Here is an 11,761-nt window from a genome sequence, read left to right as displayed (position 1 = left end):
AATGGTTCTAGGATCCTGACAACTCATTGTCTAAATGAATGGCCAGTTGCATTGTGTGTGACTGTAAATGGGGAGCCACGTCATTGCCACCGGCATTTAAACTGACAACGAATCAGACTGCGGACACAAAACAAGCCCATTTTGTTCACAATCTTCCAGTGCGATCTCTGTACTCTTCTGAAATAATATGCTAAATTTTTTGCATATTACTAAGGGGGAGTTTTTTTATGCTTTGTATTCACGATTTTGAGATTGGGCTTGAGGAATACGCTGGAGAAGGGAAAAAGAACGAATTTCCAGTATTTAATCACTGTCCTTGTTGTAACTGCATCTCTCAGGGAAACCTACATAGAAACGGTTATTACTGGAGATATGGGATTAACGAGGAAGATGAGGCATTTCATATCCCAATTTGTCGATTGAGGTGTTTAGCTTGCAAAACCAACATCTCCATCCTGCCAAGCTTTCTTATTCCTTATTATCAGCATACTTTATATACGATTGTTGATCGGGTACGTCAATTCCTTGAGGGGAAGAAAGTGAGTGGATACCGCCAGCAGCTGGCTCAACACGTTAGGCGTTTTTGTGGGGGAATTCACTGGATTCATAGTTTTTTTGTAGACTTAGGTCATCAACTTGGGCTATCAAAGAATATTAAAAAAGAGGCCCAAAAATATATGAAAATGATCCGTGATATTGGCGTATCCCCCTTCTATCGAAGGAGCTGGGGTCACTTATCATCATATTTTATGGGCAAATTAATTTCACCATATTTGGGGCACGAAAAAAATTATAACAGTCCCACATAAATCTTGCCTATGAATCTTTTGGCGAAAAAAGTAGAATAAAAGCAATGGATAACCGGTTGTCCTTCTATCAAAAGGAGGAAAATTAAGTGAATGAAAAAACACGGGAAGAAATTGCTTTATTTCGCTATGGCTTGATTGCCCCACTTTTAAATGGGCAGTTAGAGTCAAAAGAATATTTCTAACAATTAGAGGGGGAAGTTCATTCCATACCGTACTATGGAGAACGAAAGATTGCGACCAAAACAATACAAGAATGGCTGCGTCATTACAAAAGAAATGGATTTGATGCATTAAAGCCCAAAAGACGTTCTGACCGAGGAGACGCGAGAAGACTATCGCCTGATGACAAGGATCAAATTTTGGAAATAAGAAAGGAATTTCTCCACATGCCAATTAGCGTGTTCTATGAACAGCTCATCCAGCGTGGGGAGATAACAGAAAACCAAATATCTTATTCCACTATAAACCGTTTACTGAAAAAGCATAAGTTGGCAGGCCGAAATCATATGAGTTTTCATCCAGAAAAGGAACGGAAGCGTTTTGCCTATGATAAGGTCAACGTATTATGGCAGGCCGATCTATCGCATGGTCCATATATACCAATCAACGGGAAGATGAAGAAAACGTTTCTTATCGCCTATATTGATGACTGTTCAAGGCTCGTACCTTATGCACAATTCTTCATTTCGGAGAAATTTGATGGGTTGCGAGAAGTAACAAGGGAATCGTTGATTCGACGTGGTAAGCCGACCATTATTTACGCAGATAATGGAAAAATTTATCGTTCAGAAACGCTACAATATGCATGTGCTCAATTAGGTATTACTTTAGCCCACACACAACCATATGATCCTAAAGCAAAGGGCAAGGTAGAAAGGCTGTTTAAGACGATACAAACGCGGTTTTATCCATTATTAAAGGCAGATCCAGTTCATTCCTTAGAGGAATTGAATGAACGGTTTTGGCAATGGTTAGAGATGGATTACCACCGTAAGAAGCATGCATCGCTAGATGGTAAAACACCTCATGAAGTATTTCAATCTCAATTGGATAATATCACGTTTATAGAGGATTTGTCCATTTTGGACACTATTTTCTTAAAACGTGCGGAGCGCAAAGTGAAATTGGACGGAACAATTACATTAGATAAAAAATTATACGAAGTTCCTTCTCAATATGTCGGTCAAAAAATTGAAGTTCGTATGGATGAACAGGCTGTCTATGTTTTTGAAGATGGTAAAAAGGTAGTTAAAGCTATCCCAGTTACCATGCATGATAACGCTCATGTCAAACGTGGACAATCACCGTTCGCAGTTTCTGATACTTCTCATCAGGAGGAGGAATCAGATGATGTATAAATCATTTTATTCATTGGCCAAAGAGCCATTTTCTAAGGATATGCGGTCAACAGATGCATTTCTATCTACAAGCTATCAGGAAGCACTGAATGGCCTCGAATATTTACAAAAATCTAAGGGAATTGGTTTAGTCATTGGTGATCCCGGTGCCGGAAAAACATTTACCATCCGGTCATTTAAGGATTCCCTTAATCCCGCACTGTATCATGTGGTCTATTTTCCCTTGTCAACCGGAGGAGTGATGGATTTTTACCGAGGATTGGCTTATGGTTTGGGAGAAGAACCAAAGTTTCGTAAGGTAGATTTATTCCGTCAAATTCAACAAGGAATTGAAAGAATGGATCAGGAACAAAAAATTACGCCAGTTTTTATTTTAGATGAAATGCATATGGCAAAAGATGCTTTTTTACAGGATTTAGCGATTCTTTTTAATTTCCAGATGGATTCATCGAATCCTTTTATCCTTATATTAGCTGGTTTACCGCATTTGAAAACAAGATTGAATCTTAATCATCATCGACCGTTGGCTCAGCGAATCGTCATGCGATATCAATTTCAGCCATTAAGTAAAGATGATGTTCATTCGTACGTAGAGCATCAATTAAAATTAGCAGGAGCCAAGATGCCAATATTCACATCATCTGCGCTTGAAGCCATTGCCTTACGATCACAGGGTTGGCCACGTATCGTCAACACATTAACAATCAATTCTCTACTATATGGCGCTCAGCTAAAGAAAGAGCAAATTGATGAAGAAATCGTTCAGATGGCTGTTGAGGAAAGTGGTTTATAGTGCATACGGGAGTCATGGTTTTTGATGAAAATAGGCAGGATTGGAGAATATGGATTGGTCAAGACGCATTCGAAACATCTACGGGAATGAACTTCGAAATCTACATTCATCATCGCTTTTATAAAGCAATTTTCGAAGAAGATTATTATAATTGGTTTGTGACAATTGAAGACGACGTTGATTTCTCACTGCGCTTAGTAGAAACATACAAGGTACGAATACTTGAGAAAGAATTGATTCCAGTAATCGATCTCCCTTTTTAAAAAGGGGGATCTTTTTATAAGGATTTTATCTGTAATAATTTGCCTAATTATTTTCAAATCTGAAATAAAGTGAATAAAAGTGCACATTATCTCAGTTTTAAAGCTGGATTAATTTGATATTTGGTGCCTGGGATAATGTGCTGATTTACAGTACAAACGTTAATTATAATCAATCGATCTTCTTCTGACTTATTCCATTAAAATTTTTCTGTATGAGCTGTTGGATTCCTAAACGCCCAAACAAATCCTTTTTGCTCACTAATTTCAGGCTGAGTTTTAAAAAAATAATTTTGAGCAAGGGATTAATTCCCCCAGAACCCTTCCATGCAAGCGACCATGAGAATTCTAGAGAAGAGCAGGATATATTACTGTTGATGTTGATCATTTAATTAGAAACACAAACTAGTATAGCCTAAAATCAATAATCTAGGATGTTCTGGGTCATTTTTTGTTTGCGTATATGTTAATTTCTAATGAGGTGTTTCTGGACTTTCTTCCTTTTTCACAAAAACAATTTTATTCTTTTTGCAGGATATTGTACCTAGCAAAAAGAATAACATAATTATGGTGAAGAGGTTTGGAAATAATTGGGGGGGTTAATCTTTTTTTTTACTTCAAACCTGGATAAATCCTTATTTTTATCAAAATAATTTAAATCAGCAGTCAATCTAAGTTTAAAAATCTTTTAAACATATTTTGAAACTTGGAAATCTCATCCTATCTAATTCCATTGTCTTCAACATAGTGTTATTAATCACTCTATCTGTCGGTAATTTAGGAAACGATATTGTCGGTGATTTATTTCATTTTTAAATGTCAGTGTCGTCGGCGTTATTTGTTCGCTTCTATTAGGATGAAAAGATCCCTGACTTTGGTGTAGAAATAACCTTATTTGGAATAGCTATCGCGCTTCGCTTGCTGGCCTTCTTATAAAAGAACAGAATGAAATTCTGTTCTTTTATAAGAAGGGTAAAAGGAATTACAGCACAGCCCTAATATAATCTTAGCTCATCTATTTTCCGTACTCCATCAAAGTTTGTTTCACACACAGAATGAAAGGGGAAGCTGACCATTTGGTCTGCTTCCCCCTTTACTAAATATCAACCTGATAAGTTTCATTAGGCTTTAAGTACAATTTTGTTTCATTGCGGCCAACGATAATATACCACTCTCTCCCAAGTTCCATGCGGCATGACAGTTTCCTGCCATCCCCAAAGTGAAGTTCAAACCAATCACCACAACGAACCTTGTAACCCGTGTTGTTACCCCAAAAGACTACCCAACAATCAAGATCCTTATTATATTTCATATCTTTCCATCGGCTCTTCATAAACCTTCCCCTCGTATCCTAGAATTCTTTATACTCGTTTAAGATTCTTTCTACGTGTATCGCATCCACTAACTTTTCCTTTCGCACAACGGCATCGAGTAAGCAAGCGGTACAAACATTGTTAATCTCTCGTGGAATCCCACGGGTATGCCCATAAATCGCATCGATGGCTTCACTTGTAAAAATAGGATGCTTTGCACCCGCTGTTTCAAGCTGGTGCTCAATATATTTTCGTGTTTCCTCCCGTTCCAATCCCCCAAGATGGTATCGGACGTTCATTCGCTGTGTAATGGGTTTAAACAGCCGCATCTGAAGTGTTGCACGCAATTCAGGTTGACCAACCATCACCAGAGCCAAAGGAGATACACTATCGATTTGGAAGTTGGTCAAAAAGCGAATTTCTTGAAGCATATCTCCTTGTAGTAGATGGGCTTCATCAATAATCACGACAGCTGTTTTTTGCTGGTTTTCATATAAATCCCATACGGCATGTTCAAATTGACGCTTAGCCTCACTGCGTAAAAATTTAGGCGCGATACCGAAGTGATGCAAAAGCTCTCTGTAGAAGTCTCTTGGTTTAAGAGAGGAGTCACATAGATAAATAAATTGATATTTTGTTAGATCCAATCCGTCCCGAAGGGATCGGATAGCTGTTGATTTTCCTGCTCCAATCTCACCGGTAACCAAACCAAATGAACGGGTTCTGACCATATATTGAAGCCTGGCAACACATTGTTGAAAGGAACTTGATTGATATAAATCCTCCGTTAGGATTTCTCTTGTGAAAGGGGTGCGATCCCATTCAAAAAAATGACTGATCATACTGGATCTCCTCCTTTCATTAGACTCGCAAAGCCTTCTTGCTGCTTTTGCTTTTGCTGGTCTATGTATTCTTCATAGACTAGCTCTATATAATTGAGACCTGTCTTCTGTGTGGATTCCTGGGAATCGAGCTTTTCGGCTTCTTTTGGTTTTTCCCATTCCATAGATCGCAGTTCCATTACAACGGCATCTTTCAGTCTTTTTTCATCTTTCCAAACCTGTATGACCGACATGTCATAAGGATCGAAGCGCAGCTGAACTTTCTCACCAACTAATCCTGGTTCCACCTCATAAGTGGTTCCCATCAGAGAAATACAGTTCGTTTTATCCACTTTACGTGTTTCTTCCAAGAGGAATACTTCCATTAATTCATGTGGGGGAACTGTTCGGATAGAATAATCACACTTTCGAAAACGGTCCACCGGGCGTTGTTTAAAGCTGTTATGAATTTTTTGGTGATAGGCTACTTCTAGCCAAGCTGTAAAAAATTGATTTAAATCAGCCAAGGTTTGGATTTTTCCTTGTTCAATTAAGTCATATGCTTCCGGTACGAAGCTTTGATCCACAAAGCGGAAGAACTTTTCTTGCTTGCCGCGTCCTTGTGGACGCCCAGGTCTAGTATGTTTAAGCTGTGTCCTCAATCTTCCGCAAATTCTCGCAAAATGATGGGAGGAATAGATCGCACCGTTATCGACATAGATCAATTCTGGAACTCCATGTTTTAAGATGGCTTTTTTTAAACAATCTTCTAGTCTGGGCACTCGTTCTTCGAAATAAAACTGGGCATGAACGACGTACCTAGCGTAGTCATCGATAAACACGACAAGGTAAGCCATCTTTTTCTTCCCCTTTTTCTCGGGGTGAGGCAAATACAGGGTATGCTGTACGTCCCCTTGCCAACATGCATTACGATGATCAGCCTCGAACCTACGAAAGTTGTCCTTGTGTTCATTTTCCAATGCTTTTTTTGTCATTCCGCGGCGTCTAAGTTGTTTGGATAGTGTGCTTTCTTTCAATTCCCCTAGCTGTACAAATTTGGCTAATTCTAGGATGGCAATAATTTGCCTCACACTTCTTGCCGTATTTTCTTTCTTCAAAGCGATGGCTTTCTCTAGAACCTCTGGTTCGATTGTCTTTGACCTAAGTTGATCTGCCCGAGTGGAAGGTTTTAATGCATCCCATCCGCCTTCTCTGTATGCTTTCGTATATCTTTCCAATGTACGTACGCTTACCATTTTTGTGGTACTGTAAGGAATTTCATAACCATGACTTGCAATCTCCTTTAGAAGATGGGCCTGTTCTCCTGGTTCCAGTTTGCGGGTTACCAACGGTGCGATAAGGCCATAACGAAAATTAGCGATCTCTTGTCTTTGTTTCTCATCCATCTTGATCTCTCCTCTATGAATATTCCTTAAATTTATGGCATACAAGGCCCAATTAGACAGGGATGCATATTTTGTTGGACAGTCAGCTTGTAATTGGAATATTTTAGGTAAAATTGAGTGTCAGATAGGAAATTTATATTTTTCGCTAGAGGTGACGGTAGGATTATGACTCGCTTTATACAAGTAGATCGATAGGAAGATGAGTATTTAAGAACGACAAATAGCCCATCAATGATGGGTTAAATTGGAAATGTTCTACATATTTTTGAAGAAGGGTATGAAACCAGTCAAGGGTATGGAGGGGTGTAGGTTTCACTCCCTTTGAATGAAGACGAAGGAGATCCTCCTCCATACCTAAATGAACTAGCTGCCCGGCAACCCATAAAGAAACATGTTCAATTTCGGCAAGGTGCCTTTTCCACCACCTTTTGACAGTGGTTGTAGAAATTCCACCAATAGACGGAGAGACAATGCTTCTAGAAGTTTTTTCAAAGCTGGTTCCCTTTTTCCTACGATTGAAAGCTGCCTCGCGAACAGTCGTAACAACACGAGCCCACGGAATAAGAAAATTGGGAATAAGGGAAACTGTTTTTCCGCATGATGGACAATACCAACGGTAGATAGGTATACGAATACAACTGTATTTAGTGGTCGCCCACCGAAAATAGCGGCCATGCTTATATAGAGTTCTTCTTTTACAGGATTCATTGGGGCAACACAAGGTCAGATTAGGTCGTTTTTCCCCATATTTTTTTAAATAGGACTTGAGTGTTTTCCCAAAAGGTAGTATTCTATTATTCATAGTTCTTTTGTATTTTGCCCCCAATCGACGGCTATCGATGGGGGCTTTCCTTTTATATTTATTTTTATTATATAAAAATAACCTAATCCACCGTCACAGTAAAGATAGAATTAGGCTTTTGTCGGTATGTATTTTCTTCCACAGCTGACAAATATATTGGCGAAATTATTAAGATATGGTGTCATAGACAGTGACTGAAAACAACATAGGCATATACTGAAAAATGGAATGGGTAATTAAAAAATTCTGGTGTATTGTTAGTGGATTTTAACAAAGGAAGGAGCTAATGTGACGATGTTAAAGAAAATAATATTTGTGGTGGTTCTATTAATTATTCCCGCTAATCAGGTTTATGCATATGACACTTATAATGATCATATATTAAATGGAGGTGTTGGGGATTACGGTAATAATAAAAGATATTATTACTTAACATCTTCGGCTGTGGATGAAGAATTAAAAATTAAAGAAGCAATGGGTGATTGGATTTATACAACTGAAAGAACTGGGATAACAACACCGATATCTATTAGAGAGACAAGTTTTCAAAGCTTATCTTCATTTGATTTTTATAAAGATCAGTATTGGCCAGTGGAAATGGGAGTATTAGGAGATACCTTACATTATAGATATAGCTCTCAGGTGGATGAAGAATATGAAAATTGGGGGTGGACAAAAGTTAGATTAAACGGAGCTAACTATGATATAAATTCATATTGGGTACAAAAAGCTACAATTGCTCACGAAATGGGACATGCTATGGGATTAGATCATGTTGGAAATACATATGCAATAATGTACTCAAGTGCTGACAAAGCTAATGTAAACAAAGCTGGAGTTGACGATTTAAACGGTATTAACCACCTTTACTAATAGGGAGGAAAGAGTATAGCATGAAAAACATGAGAAAATCCGTTCTTTTAGGGATAACACTTTTTTTATTAATGATATTTGTTTTCAAATTTTACACAAATAATGAAAGTACAAATGCACAAGTAACTGATTACAACTTTAAAAATGTAGATGAAGGAATTCAAATCAAAAAAGAAGATTCGAAAAATCCAGTTGAAAAGATTAAAATTGGAAAAGAGTTTGTTGAAGAGAAAGAGACCCAAAATATAGAACGAATAGAACAAACCGCTTATTTAGAGAAAACTTATAATAGTGTTGATGAATTAACTAATGCCTCAGACTTTATAATTCAAGGTGAAGTATTAGCAACTGATTCATTCGATTACAATACTTCTACTTATACTAAGTCTTCAATTAAAGTTACAAATAGTTATAAGGGCAATTTTAACACAGGAGTTCTGATAACTGTTATTGAACCTGGTGGAATTACTACACTTGGAGCACTTAAAAATTATACAAACGGTAAATTAGATGTAGATAAAGAAGAAATACAGAAACCGGTGGAAATTGTTTTTAATGGTATTCCAGTAATGAAAACAGAACAGAAAGTAATAATCTTTGGAAAAAGACCTAATACGAACTATTTGATAGATGAAGAATATTATTTTGTGGTTGGAGCTTACCAAGGTAAATTTAATATTAAAGGAGACAGTGTTGAAAGGTTTACAACTGGTAAAGGGGTATATAAATCCCTAAAAATGAGTAGAACAGATATAGAGACAAAAATAAAAAAATCTTTAAAAGATAATTGAAGAGACTTAATTAAATGAAACAGAGGAAAAAGCATCCCCTGAGTCTTAAATTTAACGACTTATAGGGGTGCTTTTCTCATGAGGGAAAAGAAAAAGGTTTATTCTGAAGAGTAAAACGATGTACCCCCTTACAGTTAGTCAAATGATTAAATGGAAAGTTAAAGCTGATTAGAAAAGGAAGGATTCGTACAATAAAAGAAAGCTAATCCCGCAAATTTTTAGTTGTTAACAAAGGAAGCTTAAAGTCGCTAATGTTGTATGGAGATTCTAAACTTTTCCAAAGCTGTTTCAAATGTAGTAGTTCATTCACCAATCGCTATTGAATTGAACCTCAACATTGATGTGAGGGTAACAAACGGGGACGGAGTTCGAATTGAAAGCTCATATCCACTTAATTTATCTTTAGTGTTATTACATTCATATATTAAGTTACATATCGGGGAAAATGAACAAATGGATGTTTCTTCTATATAGAAGAAACATATGATAATAAAGCATTTTTACTTTCATACGCAAATTTAAATGTACCCGCAGAAATTTTATTTTAAAGGTCTTTCATGGATGTATTTTGCAAAATGAAGAGGTATTAGTATTAAAAATCCGAGTTTCTTCATTAATATATGAGAAATTAAATAAGTATCAATTGTGTTCAATAGTTTTTTATTTAAAAGCTACCTTATATATGATATTATATTTTATAAGAGTATAAGTTAATTATTTTGCAGGCAAAACCATGAGGTTTATGCTTAATGAATAAAAACGGTCTCTCGGACCGATTGATTTAGGTAAAAATCAATTGGTGCGGGAGACCGTTTTTTTGTTAAATAAAATGCTTTAGAGCATTTAATACAAAGAGTAATAAAATTAAGGAGGGATAATTCAACAAAATTTGTAAAGTAAAGTTGTACACAATTATTTAATAACTTCGTTAAACGCTATTATGCAAAGAATAATTGTAAAGTATATATATGCTCATCTAACAAAATTATCATTTGAGAAGTTTAATTCAAAGGGTATCAAGAGAGGGGAGAAATTCAATGAATTACTTTTAATTGGTTTTAAGGTTAGTTGCTAAATTACTCGAAATTATGCAATAATTAAGTGAAAACATGTATGTATCAATGAATTACTCGCTTTATAGTTAGTATAACTACCGTTTTGAGAAGTGTACTATTGAGTAATCTATAATTCCCTTATAAACCTTTATATATTAGGGGTTTGCTTAATAATATGGGTGAGTAATCAAAAACAAATAATTTATTCATAAAGAATGATTATACGAAGTTTGAAGGTAAGTGAGTAACCCATTGTCTCTTATAAGGTTTAGGAGTTAAGGATGTGTAATTTGTTCTTCTTAAGTAAGAAGGGTAAATGTTTACTATTCTCCGCAAAAAATGGTTAATTTAAAAGTATTGTAAAATGAGTAAAGAAATAACTTTCATGAAAAATTCTAAAAGGGGGTTATCTAAATGGCAGCTCGTCGTGGACGTGCAAAACGTCGTAAAGTGTGTTTTTTCACAGCGAACGGTATTACACACATTGATTATAAAGACGTTGATTTGCTAAGACGTTTCGTTTCTGAACGTGGTAAAATTCTTCCTCGTCGTGTAACAGGAACTTCTGCAAAATATCAACGTAAATTGACTAGAGCAATTAAACGTGCTCGTCAAATGGCTTTATTGCCTTACGTGAACGATTAATAATTAAAAGAAAAAGCACTATAGGGGCTAACCTTATAGTGCTTTTTTTAATCTAGAAGAGAAAGGGATAACATAGATAGTGTGTGGGAGGTAATGGTATTGCTTACTTTAGCAGATATATTATTAAAGGATAGAGGTCTTAGTATAATCTAAGACCTCTTTATTTTTTATCAAAGTTTTAAATTTTTAAAGTAAATAAATTTTTTTAGAAAACAATTGCTATTAATCGGCTCCCCGCTATTTAATGTTGAAAAATCAATTTACTAGAGCATATTTTTTATATCTAGCAATCCTTATTTTTTACTTTGCAATTTTATGGGAATATTTGAAACAATACAGTGTGTAAATCTGAAAATGCCCTGTAAATTTATAAAAAACCGGACAAGGGAACAGGTTCAATTGCTCACTCTACATCCACCACCTGATACATGTATAATTCTGATTGGGGTGGAGATTATATATAGTGGACAAGGGAACGGGTTCGGTTGTGAGCGACACATGGCTCCATACTGATACGCGTTCTTTTTTATTACGACATCCAAAAGGCAATAAAGGATCGACCCTATCCATATTTAGTATTCAAAAATTAAATCCAGTTTGTTAACAGTGGCATATATCATGGCAATGAAGTTGTCTACAGTACGATAGCCACGGGCTTTTCTTTTGGCAGCTTGAACTAAACCATTTATCCCTTCAAGCAAACCATTAGTCATTTTGGTGACAAACCACCTTAAGATACCTCTCTTGTGCTTCTTAAGAGACTTTGCGAGCTTAATCATAGGCTCCAGTTGAGAACGTATCGCCCAGTCATACCATTCATCAAAATATAGCTCAG

11 protein-coding genes and 1 pseudogene are annotated in these 11,761 nt (G+C 36.2%); 7 read left to right on the top strand and 5 right to left on the bottom strand.

What is annotated here, in order from left to right; all coding sequences use genetic code 11:
- The first annotated feature begins 227 nt into the window (after positions 1-227).
- The 4 genes and pseudogenes from NC799_RS17760 to NC799_RS17745 all read left to right on the top strand — a co-directional run bounded on the left by NC799_RS17760 (position 228) and on the right by NC799_RS17745 (position 3,223).
- On the top strand, positions 228-809 hold the full coding sequence (locus tag NC799_RS17760) for a DUF6431 domain-containing protein (RefSeq protein ID WP_272447781.1): 582 nt from the start codon (positions 228-230) through the stop codon (positions 807-809).
- An 86-nt stretch (positions 810-895) separates the two neighbouring features.
- Positions 896-2,167: pseudogene (locus NC799_RS17755) on the top strand (helix-turn-helix domain-containing protein).
- Entirely contained in the window at positions 2,160-2,960 is an 801-nt protein-coding gene (locus tag NC799_RS17750; protein ID WP_334313872.1) for an ExeA family protein, read from the top strand. The pseudogene NC799_RS17755 and the gene NC799_RS17750 overlap by 8 nt, the downstream one beginning before the upstream one ends.
- Positions 2,960-3,223 carry a DUF5348 domain-containing protein gene (locus NC799_RS17745; RefSeq protein WP_272447778.1) on the top strand — a complete coding sequence of 88 codons (264 nt, stop codon included), beginning with the start codon at positions 2,960-2,962 and terminating at the stop codon, positions 3,221-3,223. The genes NC799_RS17750 and NC799_RS17745 overlap by 1 nt, the downstream gene beginning before the upstream one ends.
- Positions 3,224-4,316: 1,093 nt before the next feature.
- Here the strand turns inward: NC799_RS17745 and NC799_RS17740 are convergent.
- From NC799_RS17740 to NC799_RS17725, 4 genes are all read right to left on the bottom strand, one after another.
- Positions 4,317-4,553 carry a DUF5348 domain-containing protein gene (locus NC799_RS17740; RefSeq protein WP_272447776.1) on the bottom strand — a complete coding sequence of 79 codons (237 nt, stop codon included), beginning with the start codon at positions 4,551-4,553 and terminating at the stop codon, positions 4,317-4,319.
- 18 nt (positions 4,554-4,571) lie between these two features.
- Positions 4,572-5,375 carry an ExeA family protein gene (locus NC799_RS17735; RefSeq protein WP_272447774.1) on the bottom strand — a complete coding sequence of 268 codons (804 nt, stop codon included), beginning with the start codon at positions 5,373-5,375 and terminating at the stop codon, positions 4,572-4,574.
- Entirely contained in the window at positions 5,372-6,760 is a 1,389-nt protein-coding gene (locus NC799_RS17730; protein WP_272447772.1) for a DDE-type integrase/transposase/recombinase, read from the bottom strand. Before NC799_RS17730 ends, NC799_RS17735 begins: the two co-directional genes overlap by 4 nt.
- A 363-nt stretch (positions 6,761-7,123) precedes the next feature.
- On the bottom strand, positions 7,124-7,468 hold the full coding sequence (locus NC799_RS17725) for a hypothetical protein (protein WP_272447771.1): 345 nt from the start codon (positions 7,466-7,468) through the stop codon (positions 7,124-7,126).
- A gap of 388 nt (positions 7,469-7,856) precedes the next feature.
- On the opposite strand from NC799_RS17725, the gene NC799_RS17720 reads away from it, so the two are divergent.
- From NC799_RS17720 to rpsR, 3 genes are all read left to right on the top strand, one after another.
- A complete protein-coding gene (locus NC799_RS17720) occupies positions 7,857-8,435 on the top strand; it encodes a matrixin family metalloprotease (RefSeq protein ID WP_272447769.1) in 579 nt (192 codons plus the stop codon).
- Positions 8,436-8,455: 20 nt separating this feature from the next.
- Entirely contained in the window at positions 8,456-9,226 is a 771-nt protein-coding gene (locus tag NC799_RS17715; protein ID WP_272447767.1) for a hypothetical protein, read from the top strand.
- A gap of 1,469 nt (positions 9,227-10,695) precedes the next feature.
- Entirely contained in the window at positions 10,696-10,926 is a 231-nt protein-coding gene (rpsR, locus tag NC799_RS17710; RefSeq protein ID WP_058309181.1) for a 30S ribosomal protein S18, read from the top strand.
- A gap of 572 nt (positions 10,927-11,498) precedes the next feature.
- Here rpsR and NC799_RS17705 read toward each other — a convergent pair.
- On the bottom strand, positions 11,499-11,761 hold a 263-nt coding region (locus NC799_RS17705), incomplete at its 5' end, for a transposase (protein WP_272447763.1).

Source organism: Aquibacillus salsiterrae (assembly GCF_028416595.1).
Taxonomy (GTDB): domain Bacteria; phylum Bacillota; class Bacilli; order Bacillales; family Amphibacillaceae; genus Aquibacillus_A; species Aquibacillus_A salsiterrae.
This window is presented reverse-complemented; position numbering and strand designations above follow the sequence as displayed.